Raw genomic sequence first — 16,486 nt, 5'->3', positions numbered from 1 at the left:
CACGATCTTTCAATGCTGTGTGGATTTAGTTGCATTTATGCCTGCAATTGTGCCATGAGCCAGTCAATGATTGCTAGGATAAATAGCATCCAAACTGGTTCTTCTGGGGAAGTTTCGGGCAAATCGGAGCTGTCACCTGCCTTTAAAGGCAAATCAAACGCTTGCGCTTTGGTTTGGGCGTCTAATACGGGCAAAACATCGATGCCAATCTTGGCGGTTAATTCATCAACACTAATCACTTCTATACGCTCTGATTCATCATTGGGCGCATAATACACCCCTGCTTGATTGGTCGCTGGGATATAAACGGCTTTGAAAAAATGACTGGGTACCAGCACACGATCCGCCAGCTGCTTGGTCTTCTTATCGGTAAACGCTACACCGGTGACAGTATAAACCTCGCCATATTGCTGCGTTAAATAGCGCGTAGCAGATTCAATATTACGCCAAATATAGCGATTATTACGCGGTGATTGTGGCGCGATGTTGGCAAGGCTAAAGCTATCGTACTGCTGGCTGCGATTGGCCATATTGCCATTGGGTGCTAAATGCCCACGATCATAACCAGAGCCTGAATAATCAGACAGTTTGGCACGCATAGATTTTGGCAGGCGGCTTTCTTCATGAAAGCTGTCTTCACGGTCAATCTCTTTGGCTTGCTGCAAGCGCTTGCGGTCAAGATATTCTGCCGACCATAATGGGGTACGTGATACGCCTGAGTACATAACCGCAAAACCGTCCATACATAGCGCTTGGGTATTATTACTGAGCTTAGGATTGGTAAATTCAGGATAGACGCCACCATAAAAAGACTGGCTACACTGGCTAAGGTCATCTGCGTGTGCAGACGATATCCCTATTAAGACAGTGAATACTGTCAATACGATGTTACTTTTAACCCGTGATTTATCTTTAAAAAAACTTATCATGCCACTTTCAACCATCTATGCCTGCTATTACGTATACGCTATCCTAGCAGGCAGTTAGCAATAAAGAAAGATGCCGCGCAAGTGGTGACATTTTAAATGCTATCCGCTATACTTAGGCAGCCAAAAATCTTGGTCTTGCAAAAAACGGTGAAGTGGGTGAGTGGCTGAAACCGCACGCCTGGAAAGTGTGTATACGTTCATAGCGTATCGAGGGTTCGAATCCCTCCTTCACCGCCAATCTTATAATATCCTAGTTTGCCTATCTTGTCCCAAACACTCCTAAACACTCCTAAACACCTCTGAAACCCTTTATAAATAACGCGTCTAGCGTTTTTTTTATGTCTAACGTTTTCCTAATCTATCCGAATATAACCCACCTATCCCATGGCTTGTGTTGGTCTATCTGTTGGTCTATGATTTCATTAGACCTCAAAAAGACCAACATTTATGCTTCATGATTCAGCTTTAGACCAACATTTTGGTGATATCGCCTGGTTCATATAGCTTGTAGCCATAGGGAATAGACCATCATGTTAAGCGATAGTAAAATCCGCAACCTCAAACCAAGTGATAAATGCACCCCTGCTTGTCCAGATAAATATAGTGATCAATATGGCTTACAGCTTTTAGTACGTAGTACTGGTACAAAGTCATGGATAAGTGCTTATCGCTTTGAGGGTAAACAGACGCGCATGAGCCTTGGCACTTACCCCATCATGTCGCTGTCCGAAGCCAGACAAGCCAATAATGAGATTAAAGCGTTACTTGCAGAGGGTGTCGACCCAAAGAACAAAAAGCGTCAAGATAAGCTTGCTAATATCCACGCGCAAAAATTTAATGACTATGCATTAGAATGGCTTGCTGAACGCAAGCTTAACGTAAAGCCGCGTACTTACCAGCAAGACTATAATCGCATGCACAAAGACGTCATACCGAACTTTAAAGGTATTGCGTTAAAAGATGTGACCTTTGAGGATTGTCGTTTGATGGCTGATGAGATTGAGAAGCGTGTCAATTATAATGGAGATCGACCACGTGAGGTTACCAGACGAACCATTGATCTGGTTGCCAATATTCTAAAACGTGCCAAACGTGAACGTATCATTGACCAGAACCCTATTGATGATTTAAAAGCGCTCTATCCCAAAGCTAAAAGCCAGCACATGAAGCATGTAGACATTGACGAATTACCTGCCCTCCTCCAAGCTATCGAGGACTATCACGGTCACGATCAGACCCGATTAGGTATGAAGTTTCTTGCTTACTCATTCTGTCGTACTATCGAGCTACGTATGATGAAATGGACACATATCGATTTTCCCAATCGTCTTTGGCGTGTCGATATTGATAACCTTAAGGTCGCGCGTAAGCACGTTGTACCTTTATCAGATCAAATGCTGGCAGTCTTAGAAGAAATGAAACCAATCACAGGTCACTATGAGTATGTTTTCTATAATACAGGTACTCAGCAACCATATAGCGAGGAGTTTATCAATAATGCGCTCGATATATTAGGTTATGCTGGCAAACAGACAGGTCACGGCTTTCGTCACATCGCATCCACTAACTTAAACGAGCTTGGCTATATGGGCGATGCGATCGAGAAGCAAATGGCCCATGATAAAAAAAGCAGTATCCGAGCAGTTTATAATCATGCGCAGCATTTAGAAGAGCGTCGTAAAATCATGCAAGTTTGGGCTGACTTCTTGGACTTACTTAGAGACAAGGGCGAAGTCGTAGACTTCCAGACAGCTCGTCAGCAGATTGAAAGCTCTTTGGCGAAATCTGACAAAAGGCTAACTAAACATAATAAACATATAATGATAAATGCTTTATTAAATCAGGGGTTAACTAGAGAGGACTTAAAGCGCTTTATGATCGAGAGCGAGAGTATCCCGAATTCTGTGTAACTGCTACTTAGATTAAATCTCTGCTTAAATATTCGAGCTATTATGAGACATGCGACTATCTATTCAGCGTCGAATAAAAGCATAATCTAATATTTATCTTGACCATTTACATCCAAGTATTTTGAGCCATACTCTTCGTTGATTAACCTTTCAAGAATATCAGATTCTGACACGTCTTCGACCATAGACATCTTTCTTAACCTATCCCTAGTATTTTTAGCTAACGGTAGGTGATATTTTTTCTTTGCCCTTCCTGAGTCGCGATGTACTTTCTGACTCCAAGACCTTTTCATTCTATCTATAAATTTCTTCTTTGAGTCTGGCTCCTTATATTTCTTATTTTCCAGAATAAAAGGTTTTATATCTATAAAATCAAGAGCTGATAATAATACGATATGAAAATATTCAGTTGAACTTATGCCTTGGATGTCACTAATATACATCCCCTTGTCTTCAAGATATTTCTTTAACCATCTAACTTGCTTGTCATCAGCATTTTTAATCCAATCTGTATAGGTACATTGATTATATAAATCTGACCACAATAATCTAGCTCTCTCCATTATTTTTATTTTTTTATTTTTTTCTTGAAATACATCATCTATTACATAAGAATCTAATAGCTCATAAATAAATTCAACTATAGACCCTCTCTCATTAATTACTATTTCACTATATTCGAGAGGATATAGATAGCCGAGAACATCTTTACGGCCAAACTTATTTTTATCATCTATTTCCAATTGAAGAAAAGATCTTATATATAGCAGCACAAAAATCTGAGCTCTTAAGTCTTCATACAACCATTCAAAATAATGTTCTTCAATGAAAAACCTGGATTCCATCAACTTTAAAGATTTTTCTACCTCGTAGTATTTTCCATCTACTTTAGCACAATCGATAAAAAAAATACTGCTTGTTTTTTTATAGAAGTATTTATGATTTTTAATAGAATAACGATTATGAAAAAATGCAAGGCTATGTATCTTCCTAGAGCTTAATTTTTCTAAATATAAGAAAAAATCATCCTTTCGTGGGCTAGAACCACCACCTTCCTCATTGCCGTATATCATAAACAAAATCCTTTTGTTGAAAAAAAATAGTATCACGCGTGATAATTCAAAAGAAAATCTGAATATTATATCCATAATGGCCAAGTTGAGCAATACTTCTGAATATACTTACCGCATAATCCGGATCGATAAATTTCTGTGCAAGTTTGTGTTATTGCTCTATATTAATTTATAAAAACTAATAAGCCGTTGCTTTTGTAAGAAGTCTAGCAATGGCTAGCACTTTTCCTCAAACTAAAAATACGTAACTCGCCACTCAGCGAACTCACGCATGGGTAGGCTTTTTCAAAAACTAAAGTTACGCTGTAGCGTGATATTCACAAGCGTCAAAATCCGGTTATTAATATTATTACATATATCAATCCTAATACTATGTGACTAGCTATGCCTAACAAGAGAAATAATAATTTACTCATCTGCCTAAGATTATGAACGTATAACTTTAGGCCAATAACATGATCATTCCAAACTTAAGCCATGAGATGGTTGTCGCTAAAGTCGACAAACTCGTGAGCGATATACTTAAACCTAATACTCGAATTAGCATTCAACAAATTAATGAGCAACTCAATCTTTACTATCAACCAATGACACTGCTCTACAATAACGATTTGGAATACGTCAATTCGATAAAATGGTTTATAGGCAGTTGTTATATTGTTTGTGATAACTATTATCCTAATGAAGTTATTTGGGATGAGGCTACGACACAGAGGTTTTTACAGGCGCTAATTTTTTATCAGTATGAATATGCCACTGCTATGACGGACTTTGCTTTTCAAGAACAGCGCAATAGAAAATCGCTTTTAGATTATATAAATTATTTTTTAGAAAAGTATACCCGTGTGCTTATAGTGAGAGTGGATGTCAAAATAAAATCAGAGTTTTCGCACCTTGTCAGCGTTGAAACTTTCCAAGGTTTTATGAATCAGCTTATGAAAGCTATCCAAAGAGATAAGGAAACAGAGAAAAAGAGAAAAACTAATAGCAATATGAATATTGACAAAGGCTGCTTTGAAGATCTAAGAGGTTATGCTTGGGCTATAGAGCAAGGTGTTGATAATGGTGGATTACACTGTCACTTAGTATTGATCTATAACGCTGACAAGCGTCAGCAAGACTGGTATTTAGGCGAAGCTGTCGGTAAGAGATGGGTTGAGATCACAGAAGGTTTAGGCTGGTACAACAATGGTAATACCACTGAGTGTAAACGAGAGTATAAGCGCCGAGGTACGCTTGGCGTTGGTATGATACATAGAGATAACCTTTTAGAAGTAAAAAATGCTATCTATGCAGCACTGTACTTAACTCGCCCTGACAAGTACGGACAACGTCTTAAAGCATGGACGCCAAACATGCGCACCTTTGGTCATGGCACCTACCGTACAAAGAAGCGTCGTGGATTACCACCCATAGCAAACTAATTTCAAATACATACTACTGTCATGAGATCGAGCATTAGCGTCTTAATGCTCATCCTTCTTAACTGATCAAAGGCCTGCCACGTGCAGGTCTTTTTTATGCGCGCAATAAGGAGCCCTTATGAAACCAGTATGTCCACGTTGTCAGTCGTCCGCTGTTTATGTGATGACTGATGGTACTAACCAGCAGCTCGTTGATAACCTGTTATCACCCGCTGCACTGATCGATCTTAGTGTCAGTCTATGCAAATCATTCAAAGTCCATCCTGTGATCGGCGTGATTGCAGGTACTGCGATTGCAGCCGTTATCGAGCTTGCAGAGCCTCATAGCGCTTTACCGATGCTCATCAATAAGCAGCATCGCTGTGATGACTGTACGCACATTTTCTCAACCATCAATTAATGAATCATCGCATTACTTAATGCTTATAAACAATCAAACCTAAAAGGAAATGAATCATGGCACATTTAATCGAAAATATGGCTTATGTCGGTGATACCCCGTGGCACGGTCTCGGCAGTCAGCTACCAAAGAATCAGCCTATCGAAGTCTGGGCACGTGAGGCCGGTATGGATTGGCGTATCGAATCCTCTGATGTCAGCTACATGGCAAGCAATGAAAAAGGTCAAAGCCTGATCATGTCCTTTGATAGCAATAAGGTCCTGTACCGCAGCGATAACCTAGAACCATTATCAGTAGTCAGTCAACGCTACCAAGAAGTACAGCCGCGTGAGATTCTCGAGTTTTATCGTGATCTCACTGAGCAATCGCACTTTGAGCTTGAAACCGCAGGGGTGCTAAAGGGTGGTCGTAAGATGTGGGCACTCGCTCGTACCGGTCAGTCTATGACCCTAAAGGGCGGTGATGTCAGTAATGGCTATCTACTCCTTGCAACCGCTTGTGATGGGACGCTTGCGACCACCGCACAATTTACCAATATCCGTGTGGTGTGTAATAACACCTTAGCGATTAGCTTAGCTGACGGCTCAGGAGGCGTGGTGAAAGTACCGCATAGCACATCCTTTGATGCTGACAAGGTCAAGCAGCAATTAGGCGTTTCTGTTAAGCAGTGGAATGAGCACATGTATGAGATGAAGCAGTTAACCCAGCGCCGTGTCACTCAAGCAGAAGCGGCTAATTATCTGAACCGTGTTTTCAATGATCAGGACAATGACATCATTCTGTTTAATAGCGCTAAGAAAGAAAAAGATGCGGTGCCCAATGCCCGTGCCATGAATCAGGTGATGAGCATGTTTAACGGCCAAGGTCGCGGTGCTGATTTAGACTCAGCGCGTGATACCGCTTATGGTCTGCTGTCAGCAATGACAGAGTATGTGGACCATGAGCGCCGTGCCATGTCGACAGATCATAGGCTCGATTCAGCATGGTTTGGTGCAGGCGCTAAGCTGAAAGATAAAAGCTTAGAGGAAGCCTTTGCATTGATTGCCTAAAGACGCTTAGTACACGCAACGATTAAACCACGCTTTCGAGCGTGGTTTTTTTATGCCGTTTTTTCTCATTAATCAGTAATCAACTAAAAACCAATTTAACGAAGGAATTTATCATGAACATGATCGCATTAAATACCAACACTCAGCCAAGACAGGCTAAGCGTGCCACCGTGAAGCGTAAACCAGCAGTGGTGAAAACCAAGCAGCTTGATAGCACTGATAAACCTGCTCAAGTGAGCACGTCAACGACTGCTAAGCGTTTGGTTAATACCAAAGACTTAAGCCGCGAGGACTGGCTACAAGTACGCAGACAAGGCATTGGCAGCTCTGATGCCGCTGCCGCTTGTGGCATCCATCCGTACCTATCCATGCTTGAGCTATGGATGATAAAGACCGGACGTATGAGCTCAGACATCGATGCCAGTAATAATAACGGTATTGAAGGGTACTCACCACTGTACTGGGGCAATACCTTGGAGCCGATGGTGGCTAAGTACTATCAAGAACATACTGGCAATAAAGTCAGGCGCGTAAACGCCATCTTGCAGCACCCTGATCCTGACAAGCACTTTATGCTCGCCAATCTCGACTATGCCATTACTGGTAGCTACGAAGTACAGGTACTCGAGTGTAAAACCGCAGGTGAGCATGGGGCTAAGCTCTGGAAGCATGGCGTGCCGTTATACGTCACTTGCCAAGTACAACATCAATTAGCGGTCACAGGTAAAATTGCAGCTCATATCTGCGTGCTGCTTTGTGGACATGAAGCTAAGATTTATAAGGTTGAGCGTGATGAGCACTTGATTGCATCCATCATGGAACATGAGCGTCTGTTCTGGCAGTATGTGGAAACCGACACACCGCCAACGCCTGATCATAGTGAATCCGCAGCGAGAGCCTTAAAACAGCTGTATCCAACGCCTAAGCCATCAAGCAAGGTTGATCTGCGAGATGATGATGGTGCTAATAAGTTGTTTGAGCAACTGCTTAGCTACCGTGACTATATGCAAGAGCTAGAGCAGCGCCATGATCAGGTGAAGCATCAACTGCAAAGCTTAATTCAAGATAATGAGGTGGCCGTGTTTGAAAAAGGGGCTATTTCATGGAAGCGCTCGAAAGACAGTGTGGGTCTTGATAGCAAAGCCGTTATCAAAGCCCATCCTGAACTGTTAGCTAAATTCAGTAAAACCCGTCAAGGCAGCAGACGCTTTGTTGTCTTAAACGATTAAGCCGCTATCTATTCTCAACAAACCAACAAACCAACAAACCAGATCTAGCGCATAACCGCCCACCTATCATAGGTGGGCTTTTTTATGGCTAAACACATTCTATTAAACCTATAAGGAATACCACCATGATTAAAGGTCTAACGATAACCCCACCAGTTTTAGGTCGTATCAGCATTGGACGTGTCATTGTAAAAGATGGCAAACGTCTTCCTGCCAAAGATGATCAATTTACCATTACCAGCCAAATCCAAAACAAGGAGGGCTGGATCAACCATCCACTTGATGAAAAGCTACGTGCAAAGAGTGACGGCAAGCTGCGGCAAATACCTGTACGTATGCTATTTAATGATCCGACACTTAATTTGCGAGCAGAATACACCTTGTTCGATAGACAAACTGGCAGACCGCTATGCGTGGGCGACGGTGAGCAATGTCAGCGCCGCACAAGCAATGGTGTTGAGCAACTGCCATGCCCATCACCCGATCGTTGCCCACTGGCGCAAGGCGGTGCTTGTAAGCCATACGGTCGTCTGTACGTGAATTTGTCTGAGGACGATGAGCTGGGTACTTTTATCTTTCGCACGACTGGCTTTAATAGTATCAGGACGCTTGCCGCACGCTTAAGCTACTTTGCCGCGGTGTCAGGCAATAAGCTGTCATGTTTACCGTTGCAACTAACTTTGCGAGGAAAAAGTACGACGCAAAGCTATCGTACGCCGATTTACTTTGTCGATTTAACGCTGCGTGATGGGGTGACGCTCAAAGATGCGGTATCTAATGCCAAAGCAATTGATGCGGAGCTTAGCGACCACGGCTTTGATCAGGAAGCATTAGAGGCAGCGGCGAAGCTTGGCTATGTGAACTCGTGCTTTGAAATTGATAGCGACGAGGCATTTGCAGTGGTGGAAGAATTTTATCCAGCCGAGACAGGCGATTCTGGTAAACATCAAGATGCGCATAGGCACTTGAACCATGGCTTAGCCGATCATGACGTGACCAGTATTGAGCAGGGGTTACGGCAAAGTGTGACAGCAGTTAGTTAGTAAAGCTAACACACGCACACGGCATAAAAAGGAGCTGTTTCATGCAGCTCCTTTTTTTTATTAGCTGCGTCAAAAGCTAATCGTCGGACGGCATGGGATGCAGTAAAAAATTATAGGACTCGGTAAGTATATGAGGGGAAACGCTCTCATACACTTATAAGGAGCAAATCATGGAAAATCTAAACATTAACAATCAAACTGAAATTAACAATCTAAGGGCTGTACGCTTACCAAGAATGTTACCACTTAAAGAGGTTATCTACTTTACTGGACTAAGTAGTACAACTATTTACGATATATTAGACAAGAAGTCTAATCGCTATGACCCTACCTTCCCTGTTCAGGTTAAGCTATCCAAGGGGCGTGTAGCATGGGTCGAGAGCGAGATTGCAGAGTGGTTAGATGATAAGATAGCTGCGAGAGTTCACTAAGCAGTTATATAAATAAATAAGCCAATCTAAATGGCTTATTTTTTTGTTTAGAGTCTTTATTCATCAGTTTTTATTAACAATTAAACATTATTAACTGGTGTCGCCAAAATATACTTTCATCTCGTCGTAGTCAACATAAGGAATACATTATAGATCTTATGGTAATTTCTGTAATTTAGATAACGACCCTCTATTATTATAATTTGGTACTTAAGCAAATCATAGGGTTACGTATGTCCGCTAACAATGGAAAACACATGTAATTACGACAAAAGTCATAATTATCCCAATTTATGTTTTCTTTCCAAGAATCATTATTGATCTTTTTCGGTAATGCAGATGTAATTGGTTTCCCTTATATGTAATTCTTTGGTTGCTTAATATGAACAGTCACGACCAATAGCAGATAGAGCGTAACCGTTAGTGCTAGCGCGGTCAACACCGTAACAGTAAACGGTGATGACGTCGTTCTTTGAAATACCATTTGGGTTAATGCCGACAAACGTACTACCCAATGTGACACCGTCTTCAAACACCATTTGTACTTGACCGTTGATGATGAGTCGACGGTTTCCGTATTTGGCTAAGGTTTGATTGGGGTTAGTTGACATCGAATTGGAAAGGTCTCTACCCCACACGCGTAATGGCGCTAATGTAAGTGGGTCCACCTCATATACCTCTTCGACTAACTCGTAAGCGTCTTCTTCTACCACCTCATGAGCTTCTTCTATATGGTCTTCAGGATAGTAACGATTGCCTTCTTGATCATACTCAAGTCCATCGCCAAAGTCAGGACTATCTAGAACTTCATAGTCTTCATCAGGCTCCACTTCTTCTGATAGCACAGAATCGCCTATAGTCTCGTTGGCCGTAGACGAAGTACCGCCTGTGTGTTCTTTTGGATAGTCTTGGACTTTAGATTCGCACCCTATAAGAAGAAGTACTAGAGTAGCCATACCTCCTAATAAAAAACCTTTCATGCCTACATTCCTTTTTTATCTATCTTATAGTTGCGATAAGTATCAAGTCAGATATTCATTCTTTGTAATCATTTTCATCAATAAAGGCTCCAGGCAGCACTCCGTCTCCAAGATCTGATTCAGTTAATCCCTGATTTGCTAGCGCTATTCTTAGGTCTAGCTGACGCTGCCTTTGCATCACAGTTAACTCTTCATCGTCTTCAAGATACTCATCTTCATCGCCATATGGATTGCCCACTTTACTCATCCTTTAAATAATAGTTGGAAAGATGAATAGTAGCAGAAAATCAAACATATGTTTAAATTTTTTCAATAATTTAAACAAGCATTACTTATTAAGCACTACTTATATAGCCTTATTATATTTGCTTTATCACAAGCCAACTCCTTATACTAACCGCTATCAAATCTCGTTCAATAATTAGAGCCATTCCATGAGTCAACAAGCCCACAAGCAATTACAAACCGTTCATAACAAACTTATTTCTTTTATCTGGTCAATTGCTGATGACTACTTAAGAGACGTATACGTCCGAGGTAAGTACCGTGATGTCATATTACCAATGGTAGTGCTACGCCGCTTGGATAGCTTGCTTGAGCCAACCAAAGGCGAAGTATTGAAAGAGATCAGCCACCAAAAAGAAGAAGGTTTTGATGAAGAAGACGAATTTGGTTTAAGAGAAGCCTCAGGCTACGTATTTTATAACACTAGTAAATGGACATTAAAGTTACTTAAAGAAACGGCCAGCAATAATGAGCAAATTCTATTAGCTAACCTTGAAGAGTACTTACACGGTTATAGCGATAACGTCAAAGAAATTATCAAATGCTTTGACCTTTACGCTCAGTTTAAACACATGGCTAATAAGCAAGTGCTAATAGGCGTTCTTGAGCAGTTCGTCTCTCCTTACATGAACTTCTCGCCCAATGAAAAAATTGATCCTGATGGCAATAAAATTCAAGGCTTAAGCAACTTAGGTATGGGCTATGTATTTGAAGAGCTGATTCGCAAGTTTAATGAAGAAAACAACGAAGAGGCAGGTGAGCATTTTACCCCGCGTGAAGTTATTGAGCTCATGACCCATCTTATCTTTGACCCATTACAAGGCAACCTACCGCCAAGTATTACTGTCTATGATCCTGCCTGTGGTAGTGGCGGTATGCTCACCGAGTCTCAAAACTTCATTATCGAGAAATATCAAAGCGAAGACTATGAGCGCAGTATTTATCTGTATGGTAAAGAGATCAACGATGAGACTTACGCGATATGTAAGTCGGACATGATGATTAAGGGCAACAACCCTGAAAACATCAAGGTCGGTTCTACCCTATCGTCTGATAGTTTTGCCGGTAAGCATTTTGACTACATGCTATCCAACCCTCCCTATGGTAAAAGCTGGGCAAATGAAAAGCAGTACATTATGGACGGTAAAGAGGTTAGAGATAGCCGATTTACCGTTGATCTAGCTGACTACTGGAGCACGGTCAGTACTGAGTCTGCTACCCCGCGATCAAGCGATGGTCAGCTATTATTCTTGATGGAAATGGTCGATAAGATGAAAGCGACTGATAGCGGGAGCCAAGGCTCTCGCATTGCATCAGTGCATAATGGCTCAAGTCTGTTCACTGGTGATGCAGGTTCAGGCGAAAGTAACATCCGCCGTCATGTTATCGAGAACGACTATCTAGAAGCCATTATCCAAATGCCAAACAACCTATTTTATAACACAGGCATTACCACCTATATATGGCTACTATCAAATAACAAACCTACGCACCGCCAAGGCAAGGTACAGTTGATTGACGCCAGCCAAATGTATCGCAAGCTACGCAAAAACTTAGGCGATAAAAACTGCGAGTTTAGCCCGACAGATATTCAAGCCATTACCCAGACTTACTTAGATATGGCAAGCATTGAACGTCAACCCGATGACTTCAACGAAAAAGGTGATCCTATTGGTATCGCCTGTCAAATATTCGACAATCAAGACTTTGGCTATTATAAAGTGAATATTGAGCGCCCTGATCGCCGTCACGTGCAAATGCGTGATGATCTTATCGGACGGTTGCGCTTTGACAATCAAATATATGATGCGATGTGTGAGGTGTTTGATAGATTTGGTAATGATCTATACGACTATGAATTTTTTATTGAACAAATCGATGAAATCAAGGAGTGGTCAGAAAAAGAAGAGCTTGGACTGTCTGCCAAACAGCGCAAAAAGCTAATAGAGTTTGATACTTGGGAAAACCAGCTCACGATACTCAATCATGCTATTAGTATTCGCGACGCTATCACTGATGACATCGCGAATGATTACAATGGCGATACGCTATATACCGACTTTAATATATTTACCGATTTGGTCAAGGGTCTAGTTAAATCTAATGATATTAAGCTTAAGGCAAACGAGCTTAAGCAGATACTCGATGCAGTGAGCTGGTATGAAGAAACCGGCGCAAAAGTCATTAAGTCTATCAGTACCTTTAAGCCTGAAAAACTTGAGGCTTTGACAGCGCACTTAGACTGTAGCACTGATGAGTTAGCAGACTACGGTTATTATCCTGCGGCAAGCGTTGGTATGGATAAAACCAAGCCCAACCAGTATGTGGTCTATGAATCAAACTCAGACCTGCGTGATTCTGAGTCAATACCGCTTGGTGACAGCATCCATGAGTACTACCTTAATGAGGTTAAGCCTCACGTCGATGAGGCTTGGATTGACCTTGATAGCGTGAAAATAGGCTATGAGATTAGCTTTAACAAATACTTCTATCAGCATAAGCCTCTGCGTTCATTAACTGAAGTAGCTAGAGAGTTGGTTGAGCTTGAGCAACAAGCGGATGGCTTGATCGCGCAAATCTTAAGCGCACAACGCCTAGCAAATCCGGAGGGTTAATCATGGATAAGACAGTCATTGATAGCTACCCTCGTTATGACAGTTATAAAGATAGCGGTGTCGATTGGTTGGGAAATATTCCTGAAGAGTGGAGTTTAACGCCTGCATTTAAATTCGTTAATGAAAATAAATTGAAAAATAAGGGTTTAACAGTCGATACTGTTTTATCGTTAAGTTATGGCAATATCCTTATCAAGCCTAAAGAAAAACTAACTGGTCTCGTTCCCGAAAGTTTTGAAACTTATCAAATTGTAGAACCCAATGATATTATTATTAGGTGTATGGATTTACAAAATGATAAAACTAGTTTACGAATAGGACTGGTTAAAGATAAGGGCATTATCACAAGTGCTTATTTAGGGCTTAAAGTTGGAAGCAGCTATTTGCCTGAATATCTATATTATTATTTGCATAGCCTTGATACGTCTAAAGCTATTTATAAGATGGGAACGGGGTTAAGACAGAACTTGAGTTTTAGTGATTTTAAAAGATTTCAAGTGCCTAATATTTCTCTAGAAGTTCAACGAAGTATTGTTAGTTTTGTCAAAACAAAAACAGCCCAAATCGATCAAGCCGTCACCCTAAAGCAGCAGCAAATCACCAAGCTTGAAGAGTATAAGCAAATCGTGATTCAAAATGCAGTGACCAAAGGTCTAAACCCTGATGCGCCGATGAAAGATAGCGGTGTTGATTGGATTGGCGATATTCCAGAACATTGGAAAACGGATGTAGGATTAAATATCTTTTCTGAAAAGAAGCAAGCTAATAAAGGAATGGTAGAAAGTACCGTTTTGTCACTAAGTTATGGTCGAATAATTATTAAGCCTGCTGAAAAGATGTATGGTTTAATGCCTGAAAGCTTTGAGACTTATCAGGTTGTAATGCCTAACGATATTATCATTAGAGGTACTGACTTACAGAACGATAAGAACAGCTTGAGAACTAGTATTTCTAAGGTGAAAGGGATTATAACCAGTGCATACTTAAACCTTGCTGTAATCAATAACAACTACGCTGATTTTTATCATCTGTACCTGCATACACTTGATACGACTAAGGCTATTTATAAGTATGGAAGTGGTTTGAGACAAAACTTGAGCTATAGGGATTTTAGAAGAATGGCAATAGTAGTCGCGCCTTTAAAAGAGCAAATCGAGATAGTAGAATATACCAACGATTTGTCTAAGCAAATAACTGCAACTATTAATACCTATGAAAAACAAATCGATCGTCTAAAAGAATACAAAACCATCCTGATTAACCAAGCAGTGACAGGTAAGATCAAGGTCAGCTAACATTTATATCACTACACCAAACAGCCAAGTGACCCTCATGCCCAATGCCATTAACCAATTATCCGATCTGCTAGGCTATAACGAAAATGAAGTCGTTGAGTTTAAAGAAGCCAAGACGCAGTATGACTTTAAGAAGTTATGCAAATACTTCTCAGCGTTAAGCAACGAAGCCAACCTAAAAGCAAAGGATTGCGCATGCCTGGTATTGGGCGTTGATGACGATAAAAATATCGTCGGTACGCAGGCTTATCCCAATGATGCTGCCTTAGATAAGCTAAAAAAAGACGTGGCGGATCGCATGACAGGGCGCGTGACGTTTACTGATATTCATGACATCGCCCACCCTAATGGCAGAGTGCTGATGTTACAGATACCAGCTGCACCGCAAGGCATGCCGATTGCGTTTGATGGACATTACTACGGGCGCGATGGCTCATCGCTTGGGGCATTAAACATCAATGAGCTTGAGACTATGCGCGCACCATCGCAAGTTGATTGGAGTCGGCACACCATTGCTGATGCCAGCATTGACGATCTCGACCCTGACGCTATTGCCTTTGCACGTCTCAGATTTGCTGACAAAAACCCCAAGCTCAAAGAAGATATGACGGATTGGGATGATCGTAAGTTCTTGGATAAAGCCAAGCTTACCTTTAAAGGTCAAATCACTCGTACCTCTATTTTACTGCTAGGTAAAAGTGAATCAGAGTATTTTATAAACCCTGCTTCTGCAAAAATCACTTGGATACTTAAAGATAAAGACGGTATCGAAAAAGATTATGAGCATTTTACGTGCCCTCTACTACTGGCAGTGGATGAGGTATTTGGTAAGGTTCGTAATTTGAAATATCGCTATATGCAAGGCTATACCTTATTTCCTGAAGAGGTAGATCAGTACCACCCGTACCTGATTAGGGAATCATTAAACAACGCCATTGCCCATCAAGACTATACGCGGGGCGGTCGCGTTAGCCTAGTTGAATTTGAGGACGGCAGACTAGTCATAAAAAACGAAGGACGGTTTATTCCTACTAGTGTTGAAGCTGTGGTCAAAGAAGACGCCCCTGAACATCGCTATCGTAACAAGTTTTTGGTTGATGCCATGGTCAACCTAAATATGATCGACACCATTGGTAGTGGTATTAGAAAGATGTTTATCATTCAGCGGGAAAGGTTTTTCCCGTTGCCTGAATACGACTTAACCAATAATAAAGTTGAAGTGACCATTTACGGTAAGATTATCGATCCAGCATATGCGCAAAAGCTGGCGCAATCCCCTGACCTATCGCTTGAGGACATTATCCTACTCGATAAGGTACAAAAGGGTAAACTTCTCAATGACAATGAGTTTAAGTATCTTAAGAGTCGTCAATTGATTGAAGGTAGAAAAACAAACTGTCATATCGCCAAGCACATTGCTAAACAGACTGATGAGATGGCAAACTACATTAAAAATAAAGGGCTGAACAATCAGTATTATAAAGAAATCATCCTACAGTGCCTTGAAAATTTTGGTGAAGTAAAGCGCTCTGTGATTGATGAACTGCTTTTTGATAAGCTACCAGACGTGCTGTCAGAACAGCAGAAAAAAGACAAAGTACGAAACTTACTACAAGGCTTACGAAAACAAAATAAGATCACAACTGAAGCTAAAAAATGGAAACTAAAAGACGAATAGATAGTCTAATATTAAACATTGAGGTGTAGTTTTAGACGTTGAGGTGTAGTTTTAGACGTTGAGGTGTAGTTTTAGACGTTGAGGTGTAGTTTTAGACGTTGAGGTGTAGTTTTAGACGTTGAGGTGTAGTTTTAGACGTTGAGGT

At 41.1% G+C, this 16,486-nt stretch carries 14 protein-coding genes and 1 tRNA gene; 11 read left to right on the top strand and 4 right to left on the bottom strand.

Annotated elements, in window-relative coordinates; translation table 11 throughout:
- Window positions 1–35 precede the first annotated feature (35 nt).
- The gene (locus JMW39_RS08360) at window positions 36–929 is read right to left on the bottom strand and encodes a DNA/RNA non-specific endonuclease (RefSeq protein WP_227679469.1); all 894 of its coding nucleotides are present in this window, start codon (window positions 927–929) and stop codon (window positions 36–38) included.
- A gap of 146 nt (window positions 930–1,075) precedes the next feature.
- On the opposite strand from JMW39_RS08360, the gene JMW39_RS08355 reads away from it, so the two are divergent.
- A tRNA-Ser gene (locus JMW39_RS08355) sits at window positions 1,076–1,166 on the top strand.
- Window positions 1,167–1,459: 293 nt separating this feature from the next.
- Complete coding sequence (locus tag JMW39_RS08350) at window positions 1,460–2,839, top strand: tyrosine-type recombinase/integrase (RefSeq protein WP_201545861.1); 1,380 nt, start codon at window positions 1,460–1,462, stop codon at window positions 2,837–2,839.
- A gap of 86 nt (window positions 2,840–2,925) precedes the next feature.
- Here the strand turns inward: JMW39_RS08350 and JMW39_RS08345 are convergent, their stop codons facing one another.
- Window positions 2,926–3,912 (bottom strand): hypothetical protein, encoded by a 987-nt coding sequence (locus JMW39_RS08345; RefSeq protein WP_201545842.1) that lies wholly within the window; start codon window positions 3,910–3,912, stop codon window positions 2,926–2,928.
- 455 nt (window positions 3,913–4,367) lie between these two features.
- On the opposite strand from JMW39_RS08345, the gene JMW39_RS08340 reads away from it, so the two are divergent.
- The 6 genes from JMW39_RS08340 to JMW39_RS08315 all read left to right on the top strand — a co-directional run bounded on the left by JMW39_RS08340 (window position 4,368) and on the right by JMW39_RS08315 (window position 9,488).
- Window positions 4,368–5,336 carry an inovirus-type Gp2 protein gene (locus tag JMW39_RS08340; protein ID WP_227679468.1) on the top strand — a complete coding sequence of 323 codons (969 nt, stop codon included), beginning with the start codon at window positions 4,368–4,370 and terminating at the stop codon, window positions 5,334–5,336.
- Window positions 5,337–5,454: 118 nt separating this feature from the next.
- The gene (locus JMW39_RS08335; protein WP_201545839.1) at window positions 5,455–5,736 is read left to right on the top strand and encodes a hypothetical protein; all 282 of its coding nucleotides are present in this window, start codon (window positions 5,455–5,457) and stop codon (window positions 5,734–5,736) included.
- Window positions 5,737–5,792: 56 nt separating this feature from the next.
- On the top strand, window positions 5,793–6,785 hold the full coding sequence (locus JMW39_RS08330; protein ID WP_201545836.1) for a DUF932 domain-containing protein: 993 nt from the start codon (window positions 5,793–5,795) through the stop codon (window positions 6,783–6,785).
- Window positions 6,786–6,898: 113 nt separating this feature from the next.
- Complete coding sequence (locus JMW39_RS08325) at window positions 6,899–8,014, top strand: YqaJ viral recombinase family protein (RefSeq protein WP_201545833.1); 1,116 nt, start codon at window positions 6,899–6,901, stop codon at window positions 8,012–8,014.
- A gap of 125 nt (window positions 8,015–8,139) precedes the next feature.
- Window positions 8,140–9,057, top strand: a complete 918-nt coding sequence (locus JMW39_RS08320; RefSeq protein WP_201545819.1) for a hydrolase or metal-binding protein — start codon at window positions 8,140–8,142, stop codon at window positions 9,055–9,057.
- A 170-nt stretch (window positions 9,058–9,227) separates the two neighbouring features.
- Window positions 9,228–9,488 carry a helix-turn-helix transcriptional regulator gene (locus tag JMW39_RS08315; RefSeq protein ID WP_227679467.1) on the top strand — a complete coding sequence of 87 codons (261 nt, stop codon included), beginning with the start codon at window positions 9,228–9,230 and terminating at the stop codon, window positions 9,486–9,488.
- Between the two features lie 377 nt (window positions 9,489–9,865).
- On the opposite strand, the gene JMW39_RS08310 is transcribed toward JMW39_RS08315, so the two are convergent.
- A complete protein-coding gene (locus JMW39_RS08310; protein WP_201545816.1) occupies window positions 9,866–10,444 on the bottom strand; it encodes a hypothetical protein in 579 nt (192 codons plus the stop codon).
- A gap of 79 nt (window positions 10,445–10,523) precedes the next feature.
- The gene (locus JMW39_RS08305) at window positions 10,524–10,706 is read right to left on the bottom strand and encodes a hypothetical protein (protein ID WP_201545813.1); all 183 of its coding nucleotides are present in this window, start codon (window positions 10,704–10,706) and stop codon (window positions 10,524–10,526) included.
- Window positions 10,707–10,902: 196 nt separating this feature from the next.
- Between JMW39_RS08305 and JMW39_RS08300 the strand changes: the two genes are divergently transcribed.
- From JMW39_RS08300 to JMW39_RS08290, 3 genes are read left to right on the top strand one after another with little or no spacing between them, the layout of a single operon-like run.
- The gene (locus tag JMW39_RS08300; protein WP_201545810.1) at window positions 10,903–13,368 is read left to right on the top strand and encodes a type I restriction-modification system subunit M; all 2,466 of its coding nucleotides are present in this window, start codon (window positions 10,903–10,905) and stop codon (window positions 13,366–13,368) included.
- Between the two features lie 2 nt (window positions 13,369–13,370).
- On the top strand, window positions 13,371–14,663 hold the full coding sequence (locus JMW39_RS08295) for a restriction endonuclease subunit S (protein WP_201545807.1): 1,293 nt from the start codon (window positions 13,371–13,373) through the stop codon (window positions 14,661–14,663).
- 37 nt (window positions 14,664–14,700) lie between these two features.
- Window positions 14,701–16,341 (top strand): RNA-binding domain-containing protein, encoded by a 1,641-nt coding sequence (locus JMW39_RS08290; RefSeq protein WP_201545805.1) that lies wholly within the window; start codon window positions 14,701–14,703, stop codon window positions 16,339–16,341.
- Window positions 16,342–16,486: the final 145 nt, after the last annotated feature.

This window comes from Psychrobacter immobilis, from assembly GCF_904846175.1.
GTDB lineage: Bacteria > Pseudomonadota > Gammaproteobacteria > Pseudomonadales > Moraxellaceae > Psychrobacter > Psychrobacter immobilis_E.
This window is presented reverse-complemented; position numbering and strand designations above follow the sequence as displayed.